At 53.2% G+C, this 26796-nt stretch carries 27 protein-coding genes and 2 pseudogenes; 20 read left to right on the top strand and 9 right to left on the bottom strand.

Annotated features, from left to right (window positions below):
* Positions 1–429: 429 nt before the first annotated feature.
* Entirely contained in the window at positions 430–789 is a 360-nt protein-coding gene (locus tag BM261_RS13060; RefSeq protein WP_074897380.1) for a prepilin-type N-terminal cleavage/methylation domain-containing protein, read from the top strand.
* Between the two features lie 396 nt (positions 790–1185).
* Positions 1186–1297 (top strand): annotated as a pseudogene (locus BM261_RS12770) (prepilin-type N-terminal cleavage/methylation domain-containing protein); the annotation flags it as partial.
* A 493-nt stretch (positions 1298–1790) separates the two neighbouring features.
* Here BM261_RS12770 and BM261_RS08430 read toward each other — a convergent pair.
* From BM261_RS08430 to BM261_RS12480, 3 genes are all read right to left on the bottom strand, one after another.
* Positions 1791–2471: a hypothetical protein gene (locus tag BM261_RS08430; protein WP_143095762.1), complete on the bottom strand. Its 681-nt coding sequence runs from the start codon at positions 2469–2471 to the stop codon at positions 1791–1793.
* A 342-nt stretch (positions 2472–2813) separates the two neighbouring features.
* Positions 2814–3905, bottom strand: coding sequence for an iron-sulfur cluster carrier protein ApbC (gene apbC, locus BM261_RS08435; RefSeq protein ID WP_074897386.1), 1092 nt, complete (start codon positions 3903–3905; stop codon positions 2814–2816).
* 2 nt (positions 3906–3907) lie between these two features.
* Positions 3908–4237: a hypothetical protein gene (locus BM261_RS12480; protein WP_143095763.1), complete on the bottom strand. Its 330-nt coding sequence runs from the start codon at positions 4235–4237 to the stop codon at positions 3908–3910.
* A gap of 422 nt (positions 4238–4659) precedes the next feature.
* Here BM261_RS12480 and BM261_RS08445 point away from each other — a divergent pair, with 422 nt between their 5' ends.
* The 7 genes from BM261_RS08445 to BM261_RS08475 all read left to right on the top strand — a co-directional run bounded on the left by BM261_RS08445 (position 4660) and on the right by BM261_RS08475 (position 9709).
* Positions 4660–5460, top strand: a complete 801-nt coding sequence (locus tag BM261_RS08445; protein ID WP_049252002.1) for an ABC transporter ATP-binding protein — start codon at positions 4660–4662, stop codon at positions 5458–5460.
* Positions 5461–5522: 62 nt separating this feature from the next.
* Positions 5523–6299, top strand: coding sequence for a lipid asymmetry maintenance ABC transporter permease subunit MlaE (mlaE, locus tag BM261_RS08450; RefSeq protein ID WP_074897389.1), 777 nt, complete (start codon positions 5523–5525; stop codon positions 6297–6299).
* Between the two features lie 31 nt (positions 6300–6330).
* The gene (mlaD, locus tag BM261_RS08455; RefSeq protein ID WP_074897391.1) at positions 6331–6831 is read left to right on the top strand and encodes an outer membrane lipid asymmetry maintenance protein MlaD; all 501 of its coding nucleotides are present in this window, start codon (positions 6331–6333) and stop codon (positions 6829–6831) included.
* Positions 6832–6863: 32 nt separating this feature from the next.
* On the top strand, positions 6864–7460 hold the full coding sequence (locus BM261_RS08460) for an MlaC/ttg2D family ABC transporter substrate-binding protein (RefSeq protein WP_074897393.1): 597 nt from the start codon (positions 6864–6866) through the stop codon (positions 7458–7460).
* Positions 7460–7735 carry an STAS domain-containing protein gene (locus BM261_RS08465; protein ID WP_074897395.1) on the top strand — a complete coding sequence of 92 codons (276 nt, stop codon included), beginning with the start codon at positions 7460–7462 and terminating at the stop codon, positions 7733–7735. The genes BM261_RS08460 and BM261_RS08465 overlap by 1 nt, the downstream gene beginning before the upstream one ends.
* A complete protein-coding gene (locus BM261_RS08470; RefSeq protein WP_240317851.1) occupies positions 7732–8691 on the top strand; it encodes an MlaA family lipoprotein in 960 nt (319 codons plus the stop codon). The genes BM261_RS08465 and BM261_RS08470 overlap by 4 nt, the downstream gene beginning before the upstream one ends.
* 184 nt (positions 8692–8875) lie before the next feature.
* Positions 8876–9709: a DUF4198 domain-containing protein gene (locus BM261_RS08475; RefSeq protein ID WP_074897399.1), complete on the top strand. Its 834-nt coding sequence runs from the start codon at positions 8876–8878 to the stop codon at positions 9707–9709.
* Positions 9710–9786: 77 nt separating this feature from the next.
* On the opposite strand, the gene mgtE is transcribed toward BM261_RS08475, so the two are convergent.
* The 6 genes from mgtE to yihA all read right to left on the bottom strand — a co-directional run bounded on the left by mgtE (position 9787) and on the right by yihA (position 16181).
* Positions 9787–11229 carry a magnesium transporter gene (gene mgtE / locus BM261_RS08480; RefSeq protein ID WP_074897401.1) on the bottom strand — a complete coding sequence of 481 codons (1443 nt, stop codon included), beginning with the start codon at positions 11227–11229 and terminating at the stop codon, positions 9787–9789.
* A 212-nt stretch (positions 11230–11441) separates the two neighbouring features.
* A complete protein-coding gene (locus BM261_RS08485) occupies positions 11442–12497 on the bottom strand; it encodes a S49 family peptidase (RefSeq protein WP_074897403.1) in 1056 nt (351 codons plus the stop codon).
* 40 nt (positions 12498–12537) lie between these two features.
* Entirely contained in the window at positions 12538–13206 is a 669-nt protein-coding gene (locus BM261_RS08490) for an HAD hydrolase-like protein (protein ID WP_074897405.1), read from the bottom strand.
* Between the two features lie 17 nt (positions 13207–13223).
* Positions 13224–13955 carry an LOG family protein gene (locus BM261_RS08495; protein WP_049252017.1) on the bottom strand — a complete coding sequence of 244 codons (732 nt, stop codon included), beginning with the start codon at positions 13953–13955 and terminating at the stop codon, positions 13224–13226.
* A 147-nt stretch (positions 13956–14102) separates the two neighbouring features.
* Positions 14103–15392, bottom strand: coding sequence for an iron uptake transporter deferrochelatase/peroxidase subunit (gene efeB, locus BM261_RS08500; protein WP_074897474.1), 1290 nt, complete (start codon positions 15390–15392; stop codon positions 14103–14105).
* Positions 15393–15548: 156 nt separating this feature from the next.
* Positions 15549–16181 carry a ribosome biogenesis GTP-binding protein YihA/YsxC gene (gene yihA, locus BM261_RS08505; RefSeq protein ID WP_074897407.1) on the bottom strand — a complete coding sequence of 211 codons (633 nt, stop codon included), beginning with the start codon at positions 16179–16181 and terminating at the stop codon, positions 15549–15551.
* A gap of 148 nt (positions 16182–16329) precedes the next feature.
* Here yihA and BM261_RS08510 point away from each other — a divergent pair, with 148 nt between their 5' ends.
* The 11 genes and pseudogenes from BM261_RS08510 (at position 16330) to BM261_RS08555 (ending at position 26726) form a co-directional block, all read left to right on the top strand.
* Complete coding sequence (locus BM261_RS08510) at positions 16330–16959, top strand: c-type cytochrome (RefSeq protein WP_074897409.1); 630 nt, start codon at positions 16330–16332, stop codon at positions 16957–16959.
* A 152-nt stretch (positions 16960–17111) separates the two neighbouring features.
* Positions 17112–19142: a cytochrome c biogenesis protein ResB gene (locus BM261_RS08515; RefSeq protein WP_074897411.1), complete on the top strand. Its 2031-nt coding sequence runs from the start codon at positions 17112–17114 to the stop codon at positions 19140–19142.
* The gene (gene ccsB / locus BM261_RS08520; RefSeq protein WP_074897413.1) at positions 19117–20322 is read left to right on the top strand and encodes a c-type cytochrome biogenesis protein CcsB; all 1206 of its coding nucleotides are present in this window, start codon (positions 19117–19119) and stop codon (positions 20320–20322) included. The genes BM261_RS08515 and ccsB overlap by 26 nt, the downstream gene beginning before the upstream one ends.
* 318 nt (positions 20323–20640) lie before the next feature.
* A pseudogene (locus tag BM261_RS12485) lies at positions 20641–20748 on the top strand (IS5/IS1182 family transposase); the annotation flags it as partial.
* A 44-nt stretch (positions 20749–20792) separates the two neighbouring features.
* Entirely contained in the window at positions 20793–21542 is a 750-nt protein-coding gene (locus BM261_RS08525) for a Nif3-like dinuclear metal center hexameric protein (RefSeq protein WP_074897415.1), read from the top strand.
* A gap of 123 nt (positions 21543–21665) precedes the next feature.
* Complete coding sequence (gene petA / locus BM261_RS08530; RefSeq protein ID WP_074897477.1) at positions 21666–22250, top strand: ubiquinol-cytochrome c reductase iron-sulfur subunit; 585 nt, start codon at positions 21666–21668, stop codon at positions 22248–22250.
* Positions 22251–22265: 15 nt separating this feature from the next.
* On the top strand, positions 22266–23615 hold the full coding sequence (locus BM261_RS08535; protein ID WP_074897417.1) for a cytochrome b: 1350 nt from the start codon (positions 22266–22268) through the stop codon (positions 23613–23615).
* Positions 23616–23628: 13 nt separating this feature from the next.
* Positions 23629–24414 (top strand): cytochrome c1, encoded by a 786-nt coding sequence (locus tag BM261_RS08540; protein WP_070455330.1) that lies wholly within the window; start codon positions 23629–23631, stop codon positions 24412–24414.
* Positions 24415–24596: 182 nt separating this feature from the next.
* Positions 24597–25202, top strand: a complete 606-nt coding sequence (locus BM261_RS08545; protein WP_070455332.1) for a glutathione S-transferase N-terminal domain-containing protein — start codon at positions 24597–24599, stop codon at positions 25200–25202.
* Between the two features lie 24 nt (positions 25203–25226).
* A complete protein-coding gene (locus BM261_RS08550; RefSeq protein ID WP_074897419.1) occupies positions 25227–25655 on the top strand; it encodes a ClpXP protease specificity-enhancing factor in 429 nt (142 codons plus the stop codon).
* A 93-nt stretch (positions 25656–25748) separates the two neighbouring features.
* Complete coding sequence (locus BM261_RS08555; protein ID WP_074897421.1) at positions 25749–26726, top strand: TerC family protein; 978 nt, start codon at positions 25749–25751, stop codon at positions 26724–26726.
* The last annotated feature ends 70 nt before the right edge of the window (positions 26727–26796 follow it).

A 26796-nucleotide genomic window follows, 5' to 3' on the forward strand; every position in this document is an offset into this window, starting at 1 on the left:
AATGACGATACAGGGCGTTCGTATTTGAATTGGCTACAAAACAGCCACCTACCAATCCATGACAAATAACTGACAAAATCCGTCAACTGCCGCCCAGCGTCCCTTCCAACCTGCCCCGAAACGTCAAATCTGCCGTAAAAATACACCTGTCATTCATACCAATCAGACACTAAATACAATTTGATTGAAATTTAAAATCTAAAATAAATAAATACTTAAATAAAAAAATAGCTGGAAATACTCCGTTGGCACAAGCTTTGCTTGATACATTTCATCCGCAACAGGCAACGCCAAAAAGCGAAGCCTGAAGCAAATTGAAAGAATATGTGCCAAGCACATTATGGGATAACCACAAGGCGGCGCCGCATGGGGCGGCAAAGCTGATTTTTAAAACGGTAATTTTTACCAAACACTTAACTGGAGTTAATCATGAAAGCAATGCAAAAAGGTTTCACCCTGATCGAGTTGATGATCGTAATCGCTATTATCGGTATTTTGGCTGCCATCGCCCTGCCGGCTTACCAAGACTATATGCAGAAATCTGCTAACAACGCTTGCTTGGGCGAAGCCAAAGCTTGGGTTAACGGTGCTGTTGCCGAAGTTACTACCGACGGCGAAATCACTACTGCTTGGAAAGCTGCAGCTTGTGACACTACTACTGCTGACCCTGTTACCAACAAACAGTTCACTGCTGCCAAACTGCCGTTTGTTGCCAGAACCCGCGGTACTGCCAGTCTGAAAAAAGACACCGAGTGTGACGTTAAAACTGCAACTTGCGCCCTGAAATAATCTCGGATTTATTTACGACAGCCGCTGCTACAGCGGCTGTTTTCTTTTACCTGGCCGAAACGGCAAAACTTCAGCACGGGTTTGCCAAACTGCCGTTTACCCGCAAAGACAAATCAAACCCGCCTTGCGCTTGCCACATACAAATACGTCCGAACACGCCGTCTGACACTGCCGAAACTGACACAATCCATCACTGCAGCTAACAAAAAGAGTCATATCTGCCGCCGTTCAGCAGCCCATTTGCACCGCCAAACCGCGCTACCATCTAACATGGAAAAATAATACTCTTATAAAACATTAAATTAGAGATAAAATTTTTTCTTGGCACAACGATTGCTTAAAGAATGTCATCTGATTTTTTAATTCTTACTAAATTTGCACAGGAAACAATTCTCCATGAACAGCAAAAACAACATTCGGGGCTTCACATTAATCGAACTGATGATCGTAATCGCCATTATCGGTATTTTAGCCGCCATCGCCCTGCCGGCTTATCAGGACTACATGCAAAAATCCGCTAACAATGCCTGCTTATCAGAGGCCAAAGGCTTTATCAATGCCGGTGTAGCCGAAATCGGCACAGATGGAGTCATGGCTAATACTTACACCGTAAAAGCCTGTTTGTCTGTCAATCCTGCAACCAAGTTAGTTCGCGGTGCGACATGGGATAGAACTGAAACTATCGAATTCGTACCTCAAACCAGGGGAACAGCGGCCCTATTGAAAAAAGTTTCGTGTAAAACACGTACAGGTTCATGTGAGCTGGTAGCTCCGTAAGCAACACATATGCATTAAAGAGGCCGTCTGAAAACAAAATGTAGTTTTCAGACGGCCTGGCTCTTCCCAAATCTAATGATGCGTTAGAACACCTATAACCTGGTAATGTTTAAACCTTCTTAAGATAAATGAAAATATTCTAAAACCCTGCAGAAGGCAACTTGGAATGGCAGCCTGCTTTTATTACTTTTCCTTTATCCAACAACTCATAATACTTGACTAAATTAAATATCCCGCCATCCAAACTCGGCGACCACTTCTATTTTATCGTTCAACACCAGATTAACGGTTTTATATTTTCCTGCTGCTATTACAGCATATAGCCTGCCATGTTGTTTTTCCAAATGGCTCAAATATGCCTTGTCTTCAAAAGTCATCACACTTCTGGCCGCCGGATCTGCTACAGACAACATCTGTACAGTCAATGGGACATATGCCCCCGTACCCACTTGATAGGCCCCCGTCGGTACACCTCCTACAACAGGGAAATTTTCCGTACTACTAGGATTAGCTTCCCATGCCTGCTGAGTAATTACCTCTATACGCCCATAATCGTAAAACACCAGCATTTTGGGATGTTGTTGATACATGGTATTCAAACCGTAGGCTAGTGCGGCCAACTGCACAATACCGATGACCGTAAAATCACCAATTCTTTCCTTAAGACCTTTCATTGGATGAAAAACTAACAATGTCAGCAGCGGTCCCAATACCAAATCTACACCAATTAATAATTGAAGGGCATGAACACCACCATTTAGTTTGAATTGGAATGAAGGATAAAGTACGCTGATTAACCATCCGACAACAGCTAAGAAAATCATCAATGAAAACAAAAAATGTATTAAAGCTGCCCGAAATTTAGATTTAAAAACTACTTTATTAAGAGGTAAACTTTTTTTCATGATTTTCTCAAGTAATGTAAGAATGATAATTTGATTAGTTACAGCAAGATTGAAATGATATTGAATTTTCTTATTCCATTCCTGTTATTAGCTAACATTATACCGCCAATATGCAGATAGCGTTAAAACTATCGTGGATCAACCAAAAGCTGACACCTCCAAACTCAAAAGAGATCCTTAACGAAAACACTAAAATATCTCTCATAAATTGATCCCATACCCTGCACACTTTGCTGCTTCTATCCTTATCCGAATTGAAATTTTACCTACTATATTTTTTATAACTTAAGCCGTCTGAAAAACCATTTCAGACGGCCTTTGTATGGAAACCGGCAGCCAAAATCACTCCACCACAATCTTCGGAAACGCCTGGCTGTAATCCTTGCCTTTATCGGCAATCGTCAGTGCAATGTTGAATGCCGCATCGGTATAAAGTTTGGCAACGGCGGGATGGTTTTCCTGCAAAGCCTTAGCCGTACCGCTATCCATCGCTTCGCGCACTGCCAATGTGAGCGGCAGTTGGCCCAAAAGCGGCACGTTCAACCTTTCGGCCAAGGCCTTGCCGCCGTCGCTGCCGAAAATTGCTTCGCTATGGCCGCAGTTGGAGCAGATGTGTACCGACATATTTTCCAGCACGCCGAAAATCGGGATATTGACTTTGTCGAACATATCCACCGCCTTGCGTGCGTCTATCAGTGCGATGTCCTGCGGCGTGGTAACGACCACCGAGCCGGTAACGGGGATTTTCTGCGATAGGGTAAGCTGAATATCGCCCGTACCCGGCGGCAAATCTACAAACAGGTAATCCACGTCGTCCCATTCGCTTTGAAACAATAATTGCTGCAAAGCCTGGCTGACCATCGGCCCGCGCCAAACCACGGCCTGATCGGTATCGACCAAAAAGCCGATAGACATTACTTGGATGCCGCCGTCCGCCTCCACGGGAATCAGTTTTTTGTTTTCCTGATCGGGCTTGCGGTCTTGCACGCCCAGCATGGTCGGCTGGCTGGGACCGTATAAATCGGCATCCAGCACACCCACACGCGCACCCATCCGCGCCATGGCCATCGCTAAATTAGCGGTGGTGGTGGATTTACCCACGCCGCCCTTGCCCGAGGCCACGGCGATGATGTTTTTCACGCCTTTAATCGTTGCTACGCCGGGCTGCACTTTGTGCGTGGCAATTTCGGTGGCGATTTCGATATGCAGCGGCAGGGTATTACCTTCGGCAGCCAAGACCGTCTGAATACGCTCGGACAGCCCGTCCCACAAATGCGCGGTCGGAAAACCGAAAGATAACTCGATATACAGGCCGTCTGCCTCTTCATGCAGTTTTTTAACGGCCTTTTCTCCGCCCAGGGTGCGTTGCGTGCCGGGCAATTGGATATTTTCCAAAATTTGTGTGTAGTCAGGTGTTTTTTTTCGTTTAAACATGATTATTTCAACTTACTGCAGATGATGGGAAATTTGCCGTCTTCGCTCATATGCAATGCCGCCACATCCAGTTTTTTGACGATATATTCGCGCATTCCTTTAATTTCCTTTTGCTCCTCTACAGCCTGTTTCATGCTGGCAAACATCTCATCGTCTAATCTCCGATCTAACGTGCCTATTTTCGCCAGGTCGTGCATCCTCTCAACCTTTTCCTCACGGACTATGGTTTCCAGCCTGTTGCCCTCCAACCGCCAAGTCCCGCTTTCGGTTGTGCGGTAAATTGCAGTTTTAACGCCTTGTTTTGGCGTATCTGTTTCCAGAGGGATATACATATCCGTATAAGACTTGATTTTTTTATCGGTGGAAAATGTGAAAGTGGATTTGTAGGAAGGGCTGTCGGATTTGCCGGGCGGGACACATGTCCAAGTGCCGGCTAACCTCTCCTCTTGCAACCCACCCGCCCAAGCCGTAGCGGACAATAGGATAAAAAGCCATATGGGCGTTACTCGTCTGAGCATTGGAATCTCCTCGATTATTGTGCAGGGTATTTTAGCAGATTGAACGGGCTGTCGCGAAGGCTCAGGCCGTCTGAAAAGCACAACACAGGCGCAAACGCGGCCGCAACCGTTGAAACGGCACAATATCAGCCGTTTGCATACACTTCCGCGTTTAAAGCATTTTACAGGCCGTCTGAAAATTTGCCCCTGCCGCAACAAATATTTAGAATGCAAAGCTTTCAACTTTGAGCCGCACCATGACCCAGCCGTTTATCGAAATGAAAAACGTCGTCTTCGCCTATGGCGAACGTCCGATACTGCGAGATGTCAGCTTCCGCATCGCGCAGGGCGCGTTTGCGGCGGTAATGGGCGGTTCGGGCAGCGGCAAAACCACGCTGATGCGGCTGATTACCGGCCAAATCCGCCCGCAGTCGGGACAAGTGCTGGTTCAGGGGCGCGATTTGTCGGCCTTTTCGGCGCAGGAACTCCACGAACACCGCCGCCGCATGGGCGTACTGTTCCAGCATGGCGCATTGTTTACCGATTTGTCGGTGTACGACAACATCGCCTTCCCGATGCGCGAGCTGACCAAACTGCCCGAAGCCGTCATCCGCGATTTGGTGCTGCTGAAACTGAACGCCGTCGGCCTGCGCGGCGTAGAAAAACTGATGCCCGCCGAATTGTCGGGCGGTATGGCGCGGCGCGTGGCTTTGGCGCGCACCATCGCGCTCGACCCCGAATTGATGCTGTACGACGAACCGTTCACCGGACTCGACCCGATTTCGCTCGGCGTCATCGCCCACTTAATCAGCCGTGCCAACAAAGCACTGCGTTCCACCAGCGTGATGGTTACGCACGATATTGAAAAATCGCTGGAAATCGTCGATCAAGTGATTTTTTTGGCACACGGCGAAGTGGTATTTTCCGGCTCGCCCCAGGAAATGCGCGAACTCGATTCGCCTTGGGTGCGCCAGTTTGTCGGCGGCCTGGCCGACGGCCCCGTCGCCTTCCGCTATCCGGCGCAAACGACTTTGCAGCAGGATTTGCTGGGGCGTTAAACCAGTTTTCAGACGGCCTGCCGAATACAAAAGGCCGTCTGAAAAAACAATTGAACCGAAATATGAACCTTATCCGAACCGTCGGGGCGAAAACCCTCGGCTTTATACAGGCACTCGGCAGCGTCTGCCTGTTTCTACTGCAGATACTGGCGCACTCCGGCACATCGCTTTTACGCTTCCGCCTGAGCGTGCGGCAAGTGTATTTTGCCGGCGTGCTTTCCGTGCTGATTATCGCCGTCTCCGGCCTGTTTGTCGGCATGGTGCTGGGCTTGCAGGGCTATACCCAGCTGGCCAAATTCAAATCGGCCGACATCTTGGGCTACATGGTGGCGGCTTCCCTCCTGCGCGAACTGGGCCCCGTATTGGCGGCCATCCTGTTTGCCAGCAGCGCGGGCGGCGCGATGACCAGCGAAATCGGCCTGATGAAGGCCACCGAACAACTCGAAGCCATGAATGTTATGGCGGTAAACCCCGTTGCCCGCGTCGTTGCGCCGCGCTTTTGGGCGGGCGTGTTTTCCATGCCGCTCTTGGCCTCCATCTTCAATGTGGCCGGCATTTACGGTGCGTATTTGGTCGGCGTGCAATGGCTGGGTTTGGACGGCGGCATCTTTTGGTCGCAGATGCAAAACAACATCTCCTTCGGCTACGACGTACTCAACGGCCTGATCAAATCGGCCTTTTTCGGCGTGGCGGTTACACTGATAGCCGTCCACCAAGGCTTTCACGCCTTGCCGACGTCCGAAGGCATCCTGCGCGCCAGCACGCGCACGGTCGTATCGTCCGCGCTGGTCGTACTGGCGATAGACTTCATCCTGACCGCCTTCATGTTTACCGGCTGAACGCAGCGCAATTACAACCAAGGAATTTTTCATGAAACGAAGCATTTTGGAATTTTGGGTCGGCCTGTTCGTCCTGATCGGTATCGTCGCACTGGCCTTCTTATCCTTCCGCGTTGCCGGTGGCGGCAACTTCGGCGGCGGCAGCGGGCAAACCTACACCGTCTATGCCAACTTCACCGACATCGGCGGGCTGAAAGTGAAAGCCCCCATCAAAGCATCGGGCGTATTGGTCGGCCGCGTGCAAAACATCGCGCTCGACCCGGCAACCTATCAGGCCAAAGTAACGCTGCAATTGGACAAACAATACACTTTCAGCAGCGACGTTTCCGCCCAAATCCTGACTTCCGGCCTGCTTGGCGAACAATACATCGGCCTGATGCAGGGCGGCGACAGCGACAGCCTGGCCAACGGCGACACCATCAGCCTGACCAGCTCCGCACTGGTGCTGGAAAACCTGATCGGCAAATTCATGACCAATATGGCGGAAGGCAATGCCAAGCCGTCTGAAAAAACAGCCGACAGCCAACCCTAACCCCACAACTCCCGAACCGAGAAAGTTACAACATGAAAACCACATTCTACACAGCAGCCCTGATTACCCTTGCCGCAGCAGGTATCGCACAGGCCACGCCGCAGCAGGCGGTTTCCCAAGTACGCGAAAATGCCGCCCAAGTATTGGCCATCCTGAAAAAAGCCAACGGCAGCAACGATGCGGCCGTACGCAAAGAGGCGGAGAACTATGCTCTGCCCTATTTCGACTTCCAGCGCATGACCGCACAAGCCGTCGGCCAACCCTGGACGCAGGCCACACCGGCGCAGAAACAGGAATTGTCCAAAGAATTCCAAACCCTGTTAATCCGCACCTACTCCGGCACCATGCTGAAATTTAAAAATGCCGCCGTCGATGTCAAAGGCAATCCCATCATCAACCGTGGCGGCAAAGAAGTCATCGTCCGCGTGGAAGTCAGCCAGGCAGGCAGCAAACCGGTCAATATGGACTTCACCACCTATCAGAGCGGCGGCAAATACCGTGTCTACAACGTGGCCATCGAAGGCGCGAGCCTGGTTACCGTTTACCGCAACCAATTCGGCGAAACCATTAAAAACAAAGGCTTCGACGGCCTGATTCAAGAATTGAAAAACAAAAACGGCGGCAAATAATGAACTGCGAAATCTGCGACGGCATATTGCACCTTGACGGCGAAATCACCGTCAAAACCGTGCACGGCAACGCCTACCGCCGATTTGTGCAACTGAGCGGCGGCGACATCAAGGCTGTGGACTTGTCTGCGGTCAGCCGTGCCGATTCGGCCTGCCTGTCGCTGCTGTTTTCCGTACTGCGCCGCAACGGTAGCCGTCCCGAACTGAGGCATATGCCGCCCGCCGTGGCGGACTTGGCCGAACTGTACGAAGTCCGAGAATGGATCACGCCATGAAACGACACCCCATCGCATACACCGCCGCACTGGCATTGCTGCTTGCCGCCCTGCCCGCTGCTGCCAGCGATAAAGAAACCGCGCCGCCGCAAAACACAACACAATCCGGCACGCCTTTTCAGACGGCCTCCGAACCCGCCCGGCAGCCGGCCAAAGCAAAAAGCAAAGACCCCTACGAGCGCTACAACCGTTTCATGTTCAAAGTGAACGACAAAGCAGACCGCTACGTCCTCGCGCCGGTTGCGCGCGGCTACCGCAAAGTTACTCCCGGCCCGGTACGCACCGGCGTGGGCAACTTCTTCAACAACCTGCGCGACGTGGTCAGCTTCGGCAGCAACCTGCTGCGCCTGGACATCAAACGCGCCAGCGAAGACTTCATGCGCGTTTCCGTCAACACCACCTTCGGATTGGGCGGCCTGATCAACGTGGCCGGGGCGGGCGGCATCCCGAACAACAAAAACACCCTGGGCGACACTTTCGCCTCATGGGGCTGGAAAAACAGCAACTACTTCGTTTATCCGATTTTGGGCCCCTCCACCGTCCGCGACAGCCTGGGTACGACCGCACTGATGGCCTATCCGGTGCAAAACGCCGTATTCCACACCACCGCCGGCCGGGCGGCAGCCTCTACCGTCAATGCGGTCAGCACGCGCGAAAGCCTGCTCGACCTGACCGACGGCATGGAGGAAGCCGCCCTCGACCCCTATATCATGATGCGCGACGGCTACATGGAAATACGCCGCCGCCAGCTCGGTTTGAAGCCGTCTGAAGGCAGCGGGGAAGACATAGACATCGACGAATTGGTGGCACCGGAAGAATCTGCCGCCGCCATACCGGCCGCAGCAACTGCCTCAGCCGCTTCCGAACCTGCCGTTGACACAAACGCCGCCGGCATTGCCGCCCCCGAAGCAGCTTCGGCGGAAGAATCCAATCACATCGGCACTATCGGCGAATAATCCGTTTTACCGTCTTCACCATCATCTTGAGGCCGTCTGAAAACACCTTTCAGACGGCCTCATACAATTGGATAACAAGCAAACGGCAACACCATGGTTCACACCATCGGTTTCCTACTGTGCACAGGAAAGACAATGTGATAATGTATCATTTCCGTTAAACAACCTTTGCCAAGGTGAAATGATGAAAAAACTGCTTTTGATTTCCTTAATCGGCATCTGCGCGTCCGCACAGGCGCACGAAGTGTGGGTAAACGCCCCGGCAAAACTCGCCTCGTCCGACACCCTCCGCGCCGATTTGGCCTACAGCCACGACTTCCCTCATGCCGAAAAAATTGCCGACGACCGTTTGCATATCTTCGCCCCGCTGCAACTGACTTCGCCCGACGGCAAACACAGCAACATGAAACAACAGGGCGAGAATTACCAATACACCGGCGGCAAGCTGAAAAAAGGCAGTTACATCATCAGCGCAACCTACAAACCGACATTCTGGTCGAAAGACGCGGCGGGCAAATGGGAACAGAAAAATTTGGCCGAACGTCCCGAAGCGGTATCGTGCGAACAGAGCCGGATGTTTGGAAAAAGCGTGCTGATCGTCGATGACGGCGAAGATTTGTCCGCCATCAGCCGCCCGATCGGCCAAACCTTGGAAATCGTACCATTGGCCAATCCGAACACCGTGCGGCCGGGCAGCCTGTTTCCAGTACAAATCCTATACGAAGGCAAACCGCTGGCAGGCGCGACGGTAACCGCCACCGCCGATACCGTTGCGGCAAAAGACCCGGCGGCCACGCACGACCACCGCGAGCCGCAAGCGTTTTCCGGCAAAACTGACAAACAGGGCAAAGTGAACATCCTGCCTTTGGTTGAAGGGCTGTGGAAAATCAGGCTGGTACACAAAACCCCGTTTGCCGACCCCAAAGTATGCGGCGACTCTACCGCGTATGCCACACTGATTATGCCTGTCGGCACTGCGCGGACAAATGCGGAACCGCATCACCATCATCACCATTAAGCGGCAGATAAAAGGCAAGAGGCCGTCTGAAACCTGAAAATCGGGTTTCAGACGGCCTCTCGGTTTATCCGTACTGCCTACAGCAAGAACGCCGTTGCCAAGCCGAGGAAAATCAGGAAACCGCCGGAGTCGGTTACGGCGGTAATCAGCACCGAGCTGCCGAGTGCGGGGTCTCGGCCGAGTTTTTCCATCACAATCGGAATCAATACGCCCACCGCCGCCGCCAGCAGCAGATTGAGCGTCATCGCCGCCACCATGACCAAACCGATGCCGATGCTGTCGTAGAGCAGGAAGGACACCAGCCCCATCACGCTGCCCCAAATCAGGCCGTTGGCCAGGGCGACGCCGATTTCCTTCCTCAGCAGACGTCCGGTCTGGATGTCGGCCAACTGGCCGACGGCAATGGCGCGGACAATCATGGTGATGGTTTGATTACCCGAATTGCCGCCGATGCCCGCCACAATCGGCATCAGTGCGGCAAGGGCGACGATTTTGGAAATGCTGCCTTCAAACGCGCCGATGACGCGGCTGGCGACGAATGCGGTGCAGAGGTTTACCGCCAGCCACGTCCAGCGGTTTTTCACCGAATCCCACACTGGTGCGAACAGGTCTTCCTCTTCCTGCAAACCGGCCATGTTCAAGATGTCGGCTTCCGATTCTTCACGGATAACGTCCACCATTTCGTCCACCGTGATACGGCCGATGAGCTTGTTGTTTTCATCGATGACGGGCGCGGTAACCAAGTCGTAGCGTTCGAACGCCTGCGCCGCCTCTTCCGCATCGTCGGACGGACGGAAACGCACCACGTCGGTCGCCATTACGTCGGCAACCAAGTCTTCGGGGGCGGATACCAGCAGTTTACGGATGGGCAGCACGCCGATGAGGATGTCGTCTTCATCCACGACGAAGATTTTGTCGGTGTGGTCGGGCAGGCTTTCGAAACGGCGCAGGTAGCGTAACACGACCTCGCAGCTCACGTCTGCGCGCACGCTGACCAATTCGAAATCCATCAGTGCGCCGACCAGGCCGTCTTCGTACGACATCGCCGCCTTCACCTGTTCGCGTTCTTCCTCGTCGCGGGTTTGCAGGGCTTCATAGACCACCTGGTGCGGCAAATCGTCGGCCAGTTCGGCCAAATCGTCGGCATCCAAATCTTCCACCGCCGCCAGCAATTCGTCTTTGCCCATGCTTTCGATCAGGGTTTCGCGCACGGCTTCCGACACTTCCAGCAATACGTCGCCGTCGTCTTCCGGCTCGGCCAGTTTCCACACGACAACGCGCTCTTTCGGCGGCAGCGATTCGAGCAGGACGGCCATGTCCGCAGGGTGCAGTTCGTGCAGGATGGCGGTCAGCTCGACCAGTTTCGCGTTCAGGTTTTCGTCGGCAGGCGCGCGCCCGGCGGAAATATCGGCGTAAACGGGCAGCAGTGCATCGGCCAGTTCGTGAACGTGGTCGATATCCAAATCGAGGCGTTGGCCGTCTGCGGCCTGGGCAGGGGTGGGGATGTTCGGTGTGGTCATAAATGCTCCGCCCGCAGGAAGGCGGCGGCGCATTCAGGCGGGTTCAGAATCAGGTGGAGAAGCGGGAATTTTCGGGAAACGAACCGGGAAGTTCCATGATTTCTGCCTGCGGCGCAGGCGGGCTGTCAAAAACGGGGCGCATTCTAACATAGAAAAGAGGCCGTCTGAAAAACCGTTTGCAGGTTTTCAGACGGCCTCCGGCGTTTGCCGATTTACCAGCCGGGCTTGGCCAGGTTTTGCAGGCCTTCCCTTACTTGGTTTTGCACTTCGCCGTTGAGGCGGCGGCTGATGGCGCGCGCCAAATCGTCTTCGTCAGGCGTGTAATCCACCAATTCGGGGGCTTGGACGACATCGCGGGCGACGCTGTAAATGTTGCCGAAGTCGTCTATCAGTCCATTTTTCTTCGCTTCCAAGCCGGTGTAAACGCGGCCGCTGAATATTTCGGGATCGTTGTCCTTCAGGCGGCTGCCGCGCCCCGATTTGACGGCTTTGATGAATTCGCCGTGTATGTCGTTGAGCATTTGCTGCCAGATGGCCTGCTGTTCGGGCGTTTCTGGTGAGAAGGGGTCGCCCATGCCTTTGTTGCTGCCTGCGGTTTTCAGACGGCGTTTGACACCGATTTTATCCATCAGCTCCGTAAAGTCGAAGCTGCCGCCGATGACGCCTATGCTGCCCACCAGGCTGGACGGGTCGGCATAGATTTTGTCCGCAGCCGCCGCGATGTAGTAGCAGCCGGAAGCACACATGTCTTCGGTAACGACATACAGCGGGATGTCTTTGTGTTCCGCTTTCAGACGGCGTACTTCTTCAAAGGCGGTATTCGAGATGACGGGCGAACCGCCGGGGCTGTTGGCACGGATGATGATGCCTTTGACTTTGCCGTTGGCGTAGGCGGCTTCCAATCCGTCGCGCAGCATCGCCACTTGGTCTTGATAACCGCCGCCGATGACGCCGTTCAACCGGATAACGGCGGTATGCTCGTTCGACTGTTTGTGCAACGCGCTGCCCAAACTGTTTCCGCCGGTACCGGTGCCGCCGCCGCTGCTGCAGCTGTACATGGTGAACAGCGTGCCGGCAAACAGCATCGCGCCGACACCGCGCCAAATATTGCGCCACAAGCGGCTGCTGCGTTGCTCCTTGTGTACGCTCATCAACAGCTTGTAGAGCGTGTCGCGCTCCCAGCTTTCGTTTTCAGACGGCCCGGACGAAGGATGGAAGCCCGATTGTGCCTGTTGCTGTTCTTCTTCGCGTTGGATTTTAAAGCTCATAAATAATTTTCCTGATGTGCAAACGGTGTTTGCTTTGTTTTCAGACGGCCTCTATGCTTCCTTGCCGTTGCAAAAAGCCTTCCAGCTCGCCAAAGCAGGACAAGATACCGATGTTCGGCGCGCTCTGCAAGGTTTCGCGGCTATGCGCGCCCGTTACCACGCCTATCCCGCGCGCACCGGCATGGGCGGCCATTTCGAGATCGAAGGCGGTATCGCCGATGACGATGCTTTCAGACGGCATCACGCCCAGTTCGTCGCACAGCCGCCACACCATATCGGGCGCGGGCTTGGACGGGCATTCGGACGCGCAGGCCGTTGCCAGCCAAAAATCCCCCGTACCGGTTTGGGCTATGGCCTGATTCAAACCGCTGCGCCCCTTGCCCGTGGCCACCGACAGCCAGTACCCCGCCTCCCGCAGGCGTTCCAGGGTGGGCGGTACGTCGGGAAACAGCCGCATATGGCGGTTGTTCGGATTCAGATAATGCGCGGCATAAGTTTCCACCAGTTCTTCATGTTTGCCCATGCCCGCAGTCGGCGCAAGCTGCTGCATCATCTGCATCAGGCTGCGGCCGATTAAGTTGCGGATTCGGTCGGCGGGCGGTTTGGCCAGCCCGCATTCGTAAAAGGCCTGCTGCACGGTTTCGATAATCGGGTTGGTGGTGTCGGCCAGCGTGCCGTCCCAATCGAAGATAAGCAGTTTAGACTGCATCGCTCCCTCCTGCGCCCTTACAAACCCAATTCCCAATCGGTGTTCGGATTGATGCAGAACCCGTCGGTACAGTTTTCGTAATGGCGGAAAATAATATCGGTTACTTCGTCGGCGGTGTCGGCCGTTTCAAACAAATCCAAATCGTCGGGCTTGATAAAGCCGCGCGTCAAAAGCCGGTCGGCTATCCAATCAATCATCCCCTGCCAGAAATCTCGGCCGACCAAAATAATCGGACGGGGCGGAATCTTGCCGGTCTGCACCAGTGTCAGGCTTTCAAACAGCTCGTCCAGCGTGCCGAAGCCGCCGGGCATCACCACATACGCCACAGCGTGTTTCACAAACATTACTTTGCGCGGGAAAAAATGTTGGAATTTAACCGACAAATCCTGATACGGATTGGACTGCTGTTCATGCGGCAGCACGATATTGAGGCCGACGGCGGGACTGCGTCCGGCAAACGCGCCCTTGTTGGCCGCTTCCATAATCCCCGGCCCGCCGCCGGAAATCACCGCGAAGCCCGCATCCGAGAGGCGGCGGGCAATCAGTTCGGCCAGCAGGTAGTCGGGATGGTTTACCGGCGTGCGCGCGCTGCCGTATATGCTGACGGCGGGATAGATGGCGCGCAGTTCTTCGCCTGCCTCGACGAACTCAGACATGATTTTCAGCAAATGATAGCTTTCGCGCGCCTGAATTTCGTTGCGCGTGCCATCGGGCAGGATGGGGTGCGGCAGCTTGTCTTGCAAGGGCATGGGGGCAACTCCGAATTGGGAAAACGGCGGTTATAAACCGATTTGCGCCGCACTGCAAATCTGTCTGCCGATTCAGAGGCCGTCTGAAAACCCCGCTTGCGATACGGAAACGGGTTTTCAGACGGCCTCAAACTGCGGCGGGCGCGTTTATTTGTCTACAAGCAAACTTTGGCCGAGGAAGCCGCCCTTTTCCACGCCGGGGAGGGTGAAGAAATAACCGCCGCCGAACGGGCTGATGTATTCCTCCAAGGGTTCCAGATTGAGTAGGTTTTGCACAAAGATAAAACCGTCAGCAAGATTGGCCTGATACATAACCAGAATCAGGCCGACGTCCAACTGGCCGGACTTGGCCAAACCCATGGAATAGTTGAACGGGCGGCGGAACAGCAAATGCTTTTTCATGAACTCAGGGTCGCGCGGATTACCCAGCCGTATATGGCTGTCGGTAGGGACGGCCTTGCCTTCCGGGTCTTTGGCATAGTCGGGAATGTCGCCCTCTTTTTTCATGCCTAAGGGCGCGCCGCTGTATTTTTCGCGGCCGAAAATGGCCTGTTGCTCCTGCAAGGGCGTCCTGTCCCAAAATTCGACAAAATGACGGATGATGCGTATGGCCTGATAGCTGCCGTTTTTCGTCCATGCCGGTTCGTCCAAACTGTTGGAAGCCACACCCGTCCACAATACTTGGTCGGCGATTTCAGGCTTGCTGACGTCGGGGTTGGCCGTACCGTCGCGGAAGCCCAACAGGTTGCGCGACGCAATCGCGCCCGGCTCGGCCTTGGGCAGCCAGCCGTCCAGCGACCAACGGGTAATCGCGTATTTGGCGGTGTTTTTGATGATGTCGCGCAGGGCGTTTTGACAGGTTTCGGGCGAAAAGGCGCAGATTTGGATGCCGATGTCGCCGTCGCACCATTCTTTTTGCAGTTTGTCGTTGGGGAAATCCTTCATTTCCTGCAAATGCTTGGGCTTTTTACCGCCCAACCCGAAACGTGCGTCAAACAGGCTCGCGCCGACGGATACGGTAACAGTCAGGCCGTCGGGCGGGACGGTTTTGCCCAGCAAGCCGCTGCCGGCAGGCGGCAGCTTTTCGTCGCCGTCCACCAGTTCTCCGCCTTTGGTCAGAAATTCGATGCGGGCGGTCAGGGTGCGGAAATAGTTGATGAGCTGGGAAATATCGGAAACGGTAACATCAAAGGCGCAGAGGATGCCGAAGGTTTGGTGCGGCGTGGTAATGCCGGCCTGATGTACGCCGTAGCAGTCGTAGGAAGTTTGGCTGTGGCTGCCGTTGCCGGAGCAGTCGGCGGCGGCTTTGCCCTCGGGCGATGAAGCCGTTTGAGCGGATTGGCCGCCTTGTCCGCAGGCCGTCAGTGCGGCGGCAGCCGAAACGGCGGCAGCGGTTTTGAGCAGTTTGCGGCGGTCGGGATTGTCGGGCTGTTGCATATTTTTCTCCTGAAAAGGCCGTCTGAAACCGGAAAAACGGTTTTCAGACGGCATCATTTACCTGAATGTGAATCTCTTTCGATTACAATACCCGCCTTTTCAGACGGCTTCAAGTATTAGAATCAAATTTCGGCCGGGCGGATGTCCCAAATATGCTCAAACAGGACAACCTTCTTCCGCCGGCTCTGTATCCAACCGTACAAACCAGCCGCCCACCACGTTTTCCACTTCTTCCATGCCCTGCTTTTTCAAACTCGAAAACAGTTGCACCGACACATCCTGCCGCTCTGAAAACGGTTTTAACGCTTTCTTGACAGAAGACAAGGTTTTAATCTGTTCGTTCTTAGATAATTTGTCGGCCTTTGAAAGCAGGATATGCACCGGCCTGCCAGTTTTGGCGAAAAAATCCAACATTTGGATGTCCAGCGGCTTGAGCGGATGACGGCAATCCATAATCAACACCAAACCGATGAGTTGATGCCGTGTCTGCAAATAATCGCCCAACAGGGTTACCCAATGCTGACGCACCGCCTCCGGTACGGCCGCGTAGCCGTAACCGGGCAAATCAACCATAAAATGACCGTTGGCCAGTTCGAAAAAATTGATATGCTGCGTACGTCCGGGCGTTTTCGATACATAGGCCAGACGAACATGGTTGCACAGCGTATTGATCGCACTGGATTTGCCCGCGTTGGACCGTCCGACGAAGGCTATTTCGGCTCCCGTATCGGGCAAATCTTTCAAGTGGTTTACCGTAGTAAAAAATTTTGCGTTTTGAAATAAGTTCATAACTATGGAAAAAACAGGTAAATTTGGTATAGAATACCACGTTTGCCGAATAATCGGTTTAAAGCGACGGAATTCCGCCGCATATTTTGAGTATCACAGATAAAAAAGGGTATTGCGGATACCGCAATGCCGCAATCAGGAGCCTTCCATGAAACGTACCACCTTACTGACTCTGGCATTGGCGTGCGGTGCGGTGTTTGCCGCGCCGAAGGCCGATTTGGCCAAAGGCAAGCAGATCGCCCAAACCGTATGCGCGGCCTGCCATGCCGCCGACGGCAACAGCGGCATTTCCTCCTACCCGAAACTTTCGTCGCAACATGCCACATACATAATTAAAGAAACCGTTGCCATCAAAGACGGCAAACGGACAACCGGCGGAGCGGCAGCTATGCGCCCGATGGTAGGCAGCCTGAGTGCGCAGGATATTGCCGACGTGGCCGCTTTCTATGCCACCCAAACTCCGAAACCGGGTGAGGCCAATCCGAAAGACAATCTGGACCTGGGCGCCAAAATCTTCCGCGGCGGGCTGTCCGAGAAAAAACTGCCTGCCTGTATGGCTTGCCACGGCCCAAGCGGTGCGGGCATACCGGGCAGCGGCACCGATGTGTCCGCCTATCCCCGCTTGGGCGGCCAACACAAAGACTACACCATGACACAGCTGAAAGCCTATGCCTCCGGCCAGCGCAAAAGTCCCAACGGTATGATGGAAGACGTAGTCAAACGCATGTCTGAAGAAGAGATGAACGCCGTAGCCAACTTCATCCAAGGGCTGCATTGATTTTCAGACGGCCTCCATCTGATAAAGGCCGTCTGAATACCACCATTGGAATAAACAATGACCATCGGGCTGCCGGTACATCCAACGTATCGGCAGCCCGATTTGTAGTAGAATCCACCTCTTTGTTTTCCCGAAATTTCTCTCCCCTAAAGATGGCAACCGGTAAAAAAATCCCGCTTATCCGCCGCCCGTGGTTCGCTTTTTTAAGCTCCATGCGTTTCGCGGTTGCGCTGCTGTGCATATTAGGCATCGCCTCGGTCATCGGCACGGTTTTGCAGCAAAACCTGTCCTACACCGACTACATCGTCAAATTCGGCCCTTTCTGGAGCCGGATTTTCCAAGCACTCGGCCTGTTTGACGTTTACTCCTCCATCTGGTTTGTCGTCATCATGCTGTTTCTGGTGCTCAGCACCGGCCTTTGCCTGTGGCGCAACATTCCGCCCTTTATGCGCGAAATGCGCTCGTTCCGCCTGAAAGCAAGCCGGCAGTCGCTTGCAGCCATGAAACACACCGCCCTGTTGGAAAACGGCCTTACCCCGTCTGTAGGCATGCGTTATTTCAACGTCCGCGGCTTCGCTGTCAAACAAGTCGAACGTGAAGACGGCTCGGTATTGGTTGCCGGTAAAAAAGGGGCGGCCAACAAATGGGGATACATTTTTGCCCACCTGGCCATCATTGTCATCTGCCTCGGCGGCCTGATAGACAGCAACCTGCTATTAAAAATCGGCATGCTGACCGGGAAAATAACTCCTGACAACACAGCGGTATTCGCCCGCAACTTCAAACCCGAAAGCATCTTAAGCGACGGCAATCCGTCATTTCGGGGCAACGTAAACCTCAGTGAAGGGCAAGAGGCCGACGTTGTTTTCCTGAATGCCGACCAAGGGCTTTTGGTTCAACAGTTGCCGTTTTCGGTCAAACTGAAAAAATTCCACATCGATTTCTACGATACCGGCATGCCGAGTGATTTTGCCAGCGATTTGGAAGTTACCGATAAAAAAACCGGCAAGGTCAGCGAACACACCATTCGGGTAAACCACCCACTCACCCTGCACGGCATTTCTATCTACCAGGCAAGCTTTGCCGACGGCGGCTCCGGCCTCCAATTCAAAGCTTGGGATTTGGCGGCGAACAGCAGTCGTTTTGCCGAATTGAAAGGCACATCGATGAACAGTTTTCCGCTGAATATGGGCGGCGAACAAAAATTCACTTTGGAATTCGACAAATTCACATCGATGAACGTTGAAGACATGAGCGAACCGGCCAAAAAAGAGCAAGGTTTGAAACAAAAACTTAACGATGCCCGCGCCGTGAAACAGGAGAAAAAATTCACCAACCTGGGTCCCAGCATCATCTACCGCCTGCGCGATTCTGCGGGACAGGCAATAGAGTTCAAAAACTACATGCTGCCGATCAAGCAGGAAGATGACTACTTTTTCATCACAGGCACCCGCTCCGGCCTCGAGCAGCAATACCGCTGGTTGCGCATTCCTGCCGACAGCAAACACAAGGCCGACACCTTCATGATTTGGCGCGAACTGATGAACGACGAAACCGTCCGCAGCCGCATCAGCACAGCCGCAGCCGCCAGCGCGCCGGAAGACATCCGTCCGCAATTCAAACAAGCCGTTGAAAACACCCTGCTCCTGTTCGCCCGCGGCGGCTATCTGGAATTGGATAAATTCGTCCAAACCGCGGTTCCTGAAAACGAACGGGAAAAAATGCGCGATTATTTCTATCAAATCCTAATCGGCGGTGCCAGCCTCACCTTAGACGAAGCCTTAAACCGGCAAAACCTGCCTGCATGGCAACAGGAAGACAAACGCAACCGTTTCCTATTACACGCCATGGATGCCTATACCGGCCTGACGGAATATCCCGCACCCGTACTGTTGCAACTGGACAGCTTCCAAGAAGTCCGCTCCTCCGGCCTGCAGATGACGAAATCCCCGGGCGCGGTGTTGGTTTACATCGGATCGCTACTGCTGGTATTGGGCACTGTCTTTATGTTCTACATCCGCGAAAAACGCTTCTGGCTGTTATTCGAACCCAACGGCATCCGCTTTGCCATGTCGTCCAGCCGGCACGAACGCGACCTGCAACGAGAATTCCCCGAACATCTGCAAGGCCTGAAACGGCTTGCCGAGGATTTAAACCATGATGCAAACCACCGACAACACTAAAACACACGCCGACCTACCACAGCACGAACTCTTGGCAGAACGTTCTTTTTGGCACTCTCTGGATGCTAGAGACTGGCTGTTTGCCGCCCTGATCCCGCTCATTGCCGCCTTCGTGCAATACACCCTGCCGCACAAAATGGATGTATACGAAGTCGTTATCCTCTGGTCGAGCGTAATCTGCACCGTCAGCCTGGGCTGGTTTTTCAAACCCATGCGCTGGTTCGTCCCGCTCTCGCTGGCACTGGCCTACGGCGGCGTATCCCTCTATGCAGGAAACTTCGGCAACAACGATAAATTCCTCCTGCGCTACTTCCTCAGCAGCCAGTCGGCGATTATGTGGCAATGCGCAATGATTTTTGCCGCCCTATTCGCCTACGCATGCGGCTCCCTGTTGGCTGCACACAAAAAAAGCCAAACCAATACCCTTCTCGGCATGGGTACCGCCTTCGGTTGGATCTCCGCCTTGGCGGGCTTTACCGGCCTCCTGGTTCGCTGGCACGAAAGCTACCTGTTGTTGGGCGATGCCGGCCATATCCCGGTTTCCAACCTCTATGAAGTCTTCATCCTTTTCCTCGTCATCAGCTCATTGATGTACTGGTATTACGAAACCCGTTTTACCGTACAGCGGCTGGGCGTGTTCGTCTACACACTGATGGCCGGAATCGTCTGCTTCGTGCTGTGGTACAGCCTCGCGCGCAACGCACAACAGATTCAACCGCTGATTCCCGCCCTGCAATCGTGGTGGATGAAAATCCACGTTCCGGCCAACTTCATCGGCTACGGCGCATTCTGTATGGCCGCCATGCTCGGCGTGGCCCAGCTTATGGTCATCCGCAGCACCGAAAAAGGCAAAGCCAGCCGCCTGCCCGATTCAGCCGCCATTGAAGAAATCATGTACAAAGCCATTGCCGTCGGCTTCCTGTTCTTTACCATCGCCACCATCCTAGGCGCACTGTGGGCGAAAGCCGCGTGGGGCGGTTATTGGAGTTGGGACCCGAAAGAAGTATGGGCACTCGTCGTCTGGCTGAACTACGCCACATGGCTGCACCTGCGGCTGGTTGTCGGCTGGCGTGGAAAAATATTGGCCTGGTGGGCGATTATCGGCCTCTTCATCACCGCCTTCGCCTTTGTCGGCGTCAACATGTTCCTCAGCGGCCTGCACTCCTACGGGGGACTGTAATCCAACAAAAAGGCCGTCTGAAAACGCAGTTATGCAACGTCTGAAGTCTTTAAGACTGACACCGTCATCATCAGATTTTAAATACTGTTGAAACATTTTCAGACGACCTCCAAACCACACATCCATCAGCACACACCTGCAGCCCGACCCGACAAACACACCATCCTGCTGATAAGGCCGTCTGAAACGAAGTACCGAACAGTGCCGAGCTTCTGCAAAGCTCAAACAGAGTTGGAAGATGCAGAATTTCTGCACAGCCAACACAAAGCTTCCTAAAAACAAGCTCCTACCAAACTGCAGCACAGCCCCGCCCTACCTTATAGTGGATTAAATTTAAATCAGGACAAGGCGACGAAGCCGCAGACAGTACAGATAGTACGGCAAGGCGAGGCAACGCCGTACTGGTTTAAATTTAATCCACTATATTTTCAGACGGCCTCCAACCACGCCAACCCGCAAAAGGAAACATCATGACAACCTGCCGCGAAATCCTTGCCTGGTGCGACGACATCCTGCAAACCGCCCAATTTAAAGACTATGCGCCCAACGGCCTCCAAGTCGAAGGTGCGGAAAAAATTGAAAAAATCGTTGCCGCCGTTACCGCCAGCCGTGCCGCCGTCGAATGTGCCGCACAACAAGGCGCACAACTGCTGCTCGTCCACCACGGCATGTTCTGGAAAAGCGAACCCGCCACCATCACCGGCTGGAAAAAGCAACGCATCGCCACCCTCCTGCACCACAACATCAACATGGCCGGCTACCACCTGTCTCTCGACGCCCACCCCGAACTCGGCAACAACGCCCAACTGGCCAAACTGATGGACTGGCAAACAGATTACACCTGCGGCGAGCAAAACCTACTGAACATAGGCCGTCTGAAAACCCCGAAAACCGTTTCCGAACTGACTGCCGAAATCGCCCAAAAACTCGGCCGCACCCCCACCGTCGTCGGCAATCCGCAACAAACCGTTAGCCGTGCCGCATGGTGCACCGGCGGCGCACAGGGATTTTTTCAGACGGCCATAGACGAAGGCGCCGAAGTTTACGTCACCGGCGAAATTTCCGAAGCGCAATACCACCTTGCCAACGAAACCGGCACAGTTTTCATCTCCGCAGGCCACCATGCCACAGAACGCTATGGCATACAGGCACTTGCCCGTGCCCTGCAACAGAAATTCGGCACGGAAATTTACTTTTTTGACGAACAAAATCCTGCTTAAAATCAAAAAAGACTTCAAAAATTTACCTTATTTTAAATACTACTTTAAGCAACCCTACGAATTCAGGTAGAATTACGGAGTTTAATGGCTCGGTATTTTCAAAATCTTAGGATGACTGAAATAATGGATAATCATGAAATCAATCAAGGCCGCCGCCGCTTCCTCGTGCTGGCAACAGCAGGAGCGGGCGGATTGGCCGCCGCAGGCGTGGCTGCGCCTTTCGTCGCCAGCTGGTTTCCGTCGGAAAAGGCTAAGGCCGCCGGCGCACCTATAGAAATCGACGTTAGCAAAATCGAATCCGGACAAATGCTGACTGCCGAATGGCAAGGCAAACCGATTTGGGTGGTAAACCGCACGGATCAACAACTCAAAGACCTGAAAGGACTGAGCGGCGTCTTGACCGACCCAAACTCCGAGGTCAACCACCAGCCGGAAGACTGCAAAAACGAGACCCGCTCAATCAAACCGAACGTCTTGGTCGCCATCGGCATCTGCACCCACTTGGGCTGTTCGCCGACTTACCGCCCGGACATCGCTCCGGCAGATTTGGGTGCAGAGTGGAAAGGCGGCTTCTTCTGCCCGTGCCACGGCTCCAAATTCGACATTGCCGGACGCGTTTACGCCGGTGCGCCCGCCCCAACCAATCTGGTTATTCCTCCCCATAAATACCTAAGCGACACCACCATACAGGTCGGCGACGAAACATAAAAAGGGACTTAAATTATGGCAAACCAAACCAATAGCAAAGCAAAGGCATTGTTGGACTGGGTGGACGCCCGTTTCCCTTTGTCCAAAATGTGGCGCGACCACCTGTCTGAATACTACGCGCCGAAAAACTTCAACTTCTGGTACTTCTTCGGCTCACTGGCACTTTTGGTGTTGGTGATTCAGATTGTCAGCGGGATTTTCCTCGTCATGAATTTCAAACCCGACGGCAATCTGAACCAATACAACCTGCCGGCTGCGTTTACCGCCGTCGAATACATCATGCGCGACGTATCGGGCGGCTGGATTATCCGCTATATGCACTCAACCGGTGCATCGTTCTTCTTTATCGTCGTTTATCTGCATATGTTCCGCGGCCTGATTTACGGTTCGTTTAAAAAACCGCGCGAACTGGTATGGGTATTCGGCTCGTTGATTTTCTTGGCATTGATGGCTGAAGCCTTTATGGGTTACCTGCTACCTTGGGGACAAATGTCCTTCTGGGGTGCACAGGTGATCATCAACCTATTCTCCGCTATTCCGGTGATCGGCCAAGATTTGTCGGTTTGGATTCGTGGTGACTTTACCATTTCCGATGCCACTCTGAACCGCTTCTTCGCCCTGCACGTCATTGCCGTACCGTTGGTACTGCTCGGCTTGGTCGTAGCGCACATTATCGCCCTGCACGAAGTCGGTTCGAACAACCCTGACGGTGTGGAAATCAAAAAACTGAAAGATGAAAACGGCGTACCTTTGGACGGCATCCCGTTCCATCCGTACTACACCGTTAAAGACATCTTGGGCGTAGTGGTCTTCCTGATTGTCTTCTGTGCCGTTATGTTCTTCGCACCCGAAGGCGGCGGCTACTTCTTGGAAGCGCCGAACTTTGACCCTGCAGACCCGCTGAAAACCCCTCCCCATATTGCGCCTGTTTGGTATTTCACCCCGTTCTATGCCATTTTGCGTGCCATTCCGTCCTTTGCCGGTACGCAGATATGGGGCGTCATCGGTATGGGGGCCGCAGTCGTGCTGATTGCTCTGCTGCCGTGGCTGGATCGCTCTCCGGTAAAATCAATACGCTACCGTGGTCCGATTTTCAAAATTGCGGTTGTCCTGTTCATTATCTCCTTTATCGGTTTAGGCATCCTCGGCGCAATGGCGGCAACTCCGTCCCGCACCTTTATTGCCCGCGCCCTATCGGCCATCTACTTCCTGTTTTTCTTAGCCATGCCGATTTACAGCAAGCTGGATCCAACCAAACCGGTTCCCGAACGTGTAACCATGAGCACAGGCAAACAAAAAGTAATGTTCTTCGTGTACACCGCCATTACATTAATCGGCGCATACCTGTTTGCAACCAATGTTTGATGAGGGCAGCAAAATGAAAAATACATTGAAAAAATGGATTGTTGCCTTTGCCTTGGCAACCCCTATGGCTTTAGCCGGCGCAAGCGGCGACCACCACTACGAAAAAGTCGATATCGATTTGGGTAACCAAGTCAGCCTGCAACGCGGCGCGCAAATCTTTACCAACTACTGCCTGTCCTGCCACTCGGCAAGCAGCATGCGCTTCAACCGTCTGAAAGACATTGGTTTGACCGACGAGCAAATCAAGAAAAACATGATGTTCACCACTGACAAAGTAGGTGATGTGATGCATGCCGCCATGACTCCGGCAGACGGAAAAAAATGGTTTGGTGCGGCACCTCCCGATTTGTCGCTGATTGCCCGTTCGCGTGGTGCTGACTACCTGTATGCCTACATGCGCGGTTTCTATAAAGACCCAACCCGTCCTACCGGCTGGAACAATACTGCGTTTAATAAAGTAGGTATGCCGCATCCGCTGTGGCAGCAACAAGGCGTGCAAGCTGTCGAGCTGGATGGAAAAGGCCAACCCGTTATGGTAAAAGACGAACACGGCCAAGATGTTCCGAAACTGTATTGGGAATCCACCGGTTCCATGACACGCAAAACACCGGACGGCAAAGTCATTACCAAAGAATATGATGACTACGCCCGCGATTTGGTGGCCTTCATGGTTTACATGGGTGAACCTGCACAAGTAGAGCGCAAACAAATCGGCTATGCCGTCTTGATCTTCTTGTTCGCGGTAATGCTGCCGCTGGCCTACTTCCTGAAAAAAGAATACTGGAAAGACGTTCACTAACCTGTCTGACCAAATTCAAGCGGAGGAGATTCCTCCGCTTTTTTGTTTTTCCTCAATAAAACATCATGATACAACGAATTTGTGGTATTTTCAGACGGCCTTGTGTATCATTCTCTTAATTTTCAAACACATCATATCTGCCTTGGCAGATATTTCTTTTCAATTCAGTCGGAGTAATCCTTATGATGATTTTGTATTCGGGCATTACCTGCCCGTTCAGCCACCGCTGCCGCTTCGTCCTATATGAAAAAGGGATGGATTTTGAAATTAAAGACGTGGATATTTTCAACAAACCTGAAGATTTGGCCGTTATGAATCCGTATAACCAAGTACCTGTTTTGGTAGAGCGCGATTTGATACTGCACGAATCCAACATCATTAACGAATACATAGACGAACGCTTCCCCCATCCCCAGCTGATGCCGGGCGACCCCGTTCAACGCGGTCGCGGTCGTTTGGTGCTCTACCGCCTGGAACGCGAATTGTTCAGCCATGTGCAAGTTTTGGAAGCACCGGAATCTACATCCAAAGAACAAGCCAAAGCACGCGAAGCCATTTCCCAAGGCCTGACCATGCTGGCACCTGCATTTTCCAAACACAAATACATCATGGGCGACGACTTTTCCATGATTGATGTCGCCATTGCCCCGCTCCTGTGGCGTTTGGATCATTACGACATCAAATTAGGGAAAAACGCTGCACCGCTGCTCAAATACGCCGAACGCCTGTTCCAGCGCGAAGCCTTTATCGAAGCACTGACACCGGCTGAAAAAGCCATGCGCCGCTAAAATATCATCGAGGGGAAACAACGAATGAACAGCAGCACCAAACCTTACCTGCTCCGTGCCCTGTACGAATGGTGCAACGACAACGGCTACACCGCGCACATTGTTGCCTGGGTAAACGAACATACCCGCGTACCGATGCAATATGTGCGCGACAACGAAATCATGTTGAATATCGGGCCGAATGCCGCACACAATCTGAGCATCGACAACGAATGGGTAAATTTTTCCGCCCGCTTTGCCGGTGTAGCGCACGAAATCTGGATTCCTGTCGGCCACATCTCCAGCCTGTTTGCCCGCGAAACCGGCGAAGGCATGGGTTTTGAAATAGAACCCTACCAACCCTCAACCGAAACCTCGGGCGAAATGGAAACGAAAACGGAAGAAAAAAGGCCGTCTGAAAAACCGGAAAACGGCACGGCAGAAAAGAAAAAGGTTTTGAAGTTCGTCAAATAACCGCCGGCTCACGGCAGGCCGTCTGAAAGCACGTCCTTTCAGACGGCCTCATCCGTATTAACCGGCATCACAGTTCGAATGTAAGGAAACACAATGACTCCCGAACCCAATATCGGCTCTCCGCTGTTTTACGGCGTATTCTTTATCGCCGTCCTCATCATGATCGGCATAGACATGTTGTCGCTAAAAAAAACCGGCGCACACAAAGTCAGCACCAAAGAAGCCCTGCTCTGGTCAGCCATTTGGATTGCCGTATCCTGCGCCTTCGCAGGCTGGCTGTATTGGGAAATCAGCAGCAACCCCGCCTATGGCCACAATATCGCCAAAACCAAAGTAATGGAATATTTCACCGGCTACGTTTTGGAAAAATCGCTGGCTGTAGATAACCTTTTTGTCTTCCTGATGATTTTTTCCTACTTCAAAGTACCGCCCCAATATCAGCACCGGGTATTGTTATACGGCGTATTCGGAGCCATCGTCCTGCGTGCGGTTATGATTTTTATCGGCGCGGTACTGGTCAGCCGTTTCGAATGGATATTGTATATTTTCGGCGCATTCCTGCTCTACACAGGCATCAAAATGGTCAAACAGGGCGGCGATGAGGAAGGCGAAGACCTGTCGCAAAATAAAGTCCTGCAATGGTTGCAAAAGCATATCCGCGTCGGCAAATCATTGAACGGTGAAAAATTCTTCACTGTGGAAAACGGCAAGCGTGTTGCCAGCCCGCTGCTGATGGTGCTGATTATGGTCGAACTGAGTGATGTCATATTCGCCGTCGACAGTATTCCGGCCATTTTTGCCGTTACCACCGACCCGTTCATCGTCCTCACCTCCAACATCTTCGCCATCCTCGGCTTGCGCGCGATGTATTTCCTGCTGGCAGACATGGCCGACCGCTTCGTATTCCTGAACTACGGCTTGGCATTCGTCTTGAGCTTCATCGGCATCAAGATGCTGATTATTCATTGGATTCCCATTCCTGTTACCATCTCGTTGGCAGTCGTCTTCGGCGCACTTGGCGCATCCATCCTCACCTCGCTGGTATACAGCCGGAAAATGGAACGCCGCTGATAATGTGCTACCGCCATTAAAATACAGAAAGGCCGTCTGAAAATATCTTTTCAGACGGCCTCAAATTTTA

It is taken from the genome of Neisseria elongata subsp. elongata (assembly GCF_900113545.1).
Taxonomy (GTDB): domain Bacteria; phylum Pseudomonadota; class Gammaproteobacteria; order Burkholderiales; family Neisseriaceae; genus Neisseria; species Neisseria elongata.

What these genes read in the sequence shown, in the direction of transcription:
- BM261_RS08545 (WP_070455332.1), top strand. Translation starts at nt 24,597, where the DNA reads ATGATGATTTTGTATTCGGGCATTACCTGCCCGTTCAGCCACCGCTGC.
- BM261_RS08485 (WP_074897403.1), bottom strand. Translation starts at nt 12,497, where the DNA reads ATGAGCTTTAAAATCCAACGCGAAGAAGAACAGCAACAGGCACAATCG.
- BM261_RS08515 (WP_074897411.1), top strand. Translation starts at nt 17,112, where the DNA reads ATGGCAACCGGTAAAAAAATCCCGCTTATCCGCCGCCCGTGGTTCGCT.
- BM261_RS12480 (WP_143095763.1), bottom strand. Translation starts at nt 4,237, where the DNA reads ATGTATATCCCTCTGGAAACAGATACGCCAAAACAAGGCGTTAAAACT.
- BM261_RS08430 (WP_143095762.1), bottom strand. Translation starts at nt 2,471, where the DNA reads ATGAAAAAAAGTTTACCTCTTAATAAAGTAGTTTTTAAATCTAAATTT.
- petA (WP_074897477.1), top strand. Translation starts at nt 21,666, where the DNA reads ATGGATAATCATGAAATCAATCAAGGCCGCCGCCGCTTCCTCGTGCTG.
- BM261_RS08525 (WP_074897415.1), top strand. Translation starts at nt 20,793, where the DNA reads ATGACAACCTGCCGCGAAATCCTTGCCTGGTGCGACGACATCCTGCAA.
- BM261_RS08490 (WP_074897405.1), bottom strand. Translation starts at nt 13,206, where the DNA reads ATGCAGTCTAAACTGCTTATCTTCGATTGGGACGGCACGCTGGCCGAC.
- BM261_RS08475 (WP_074897399.1), top strand. Translation starts at nt 8,876, where the DNA reads ATGAAAAAACTGCTTTTGATTTCCTTAATCGGCATCTGCGCGTCCGCA.
- mlaE (WP_074897389.1), top strand. Translation starts at nt 5,523, where the DNA reads ATGAACCTTATCCGAACCGTCGGGGCGAAAACCCTCGGCTTTATACAG.
- efeB (WP_074897474.1), bottom strand. Translation starts at nt 15,392, where the DNA reads ATGCAACAGCCCGACAATCCCGACCGCCGCAAACTGCTCAAAACCGCT.
- BM261_RS08550 (WP_074897419.1), top strand. Translation starts at nt 25,227, where the DNA reads ATGAACAGCAGCACCAAACCTTACCTGCTCCGTGCCCTGTACGAATGG.
- mgtE (WP_074897401.1), bottom strand. Translation starts at nt 11,229, where the DNA reads ATGACCACACCGAACATCCCCACCCCTGCCCAGGCCGCAGACGGCCAA.
- apbC (WP_074897386.1), bottom strand. Translation starts at nt 3,905, where the DNA reads ATGTTTAAACGAAAAAAAACACCTGACTACACACAAATTTTGGAAAAT.
- BM261_RS08535 (WP_074897417.1), top strand. Translation starts at nt 22,266, where the DNA reads ATGGCAAACCAAACCAATAGCAAAGCAAAGGCATTGTTGGACTGGGTG.
- yihA (WP_074897407.1), bottom strand. Translation starts at nt 16,181, where the DNA reads ATGAACTTATTTCAAAACGCAAAATTTTTTACTACGGTAAACCACTTG.
- BM261_RS08460 (WP_074897393.1), top strand. Translation starts at nt 6,864, where the DNA reads ATGAAAACCACATTCTACACAGCAGCCCTGATTACCCTTGCCGCAGCA.
- BM261_RS08510 (WP_074897409.1), top strand. Translation starts at nt 16,330, where the DNA reads ATGAAACGTACCACCTTACTGACTCTGGCATTGGCGTGCGGTGCGGTG.
- BM261_RS08465 (WP_074897395.1), top strand. Translation starts at nt 7,460, where the DNA reads ATGAACTGCGAAATCTGCGACGGCATATTGCACCTTGACGGCGAAATC.
- BM261_RS08495 (WP_049252017.1), bottom strand. Translation starts at nt 13,955, where the DNA reads ATGCCCTTGCAAGACAAGCTGCCGCACCCCATCCTGCCCGATGGCACG.
- BM261_RS08555 (WP_074897421.1), top strand. Translation starts at nt 25,749, where the DNA reads ATGACTCCCGAACCCAATATCGGCTCTCCGCTGTTTTACGGCGTATTC.
- ccsB (WP_074897413.1), top strand. Translation starts at nt 19,117, where the DNA reads ATGATGCAAACCACCGACAACACTAAAACACACGCCGACCTACCACAG.
- mlaD (WP_074897391.1), top strand. Translation starts at nt 6,331, where the DNA reads ATGAAACGAAGCATTTTGGAATTTTGGGTCGGCCTGTTCGTCCTGATC.
- BM261_RS08470 (WP_240317851.1), top strand. Translation starts at nt 7,732, where the DNA reads ATGAAACGACACCCCATCGCATACACCGCCGCACTGGCATTGCTGCTT.
- BM261_RS08540 (WP_070455330.1), top strand. Translation starts at nt 23,629, where the DNA reads ATGAAAAATACATTGAAAAAATGGATTGTTGCCTTTGCCTTGGCAACC.
- BM261_RS13060 (WP_074897380.1), top strand. Translation starts at nt 430, where the DNA reads ATGAAAGCAATGCAAAAAGGTTTCACCCTGATCGAGTTGATGATCGTA.
- BM261_RS08445 (WP_049252002.1), top strand. Translation starts at nt 4,660, where the DNA reads ATGACCCAGCCGTTTATCGAAATGAAAAACGTCGTCTTCGCCTATGGC.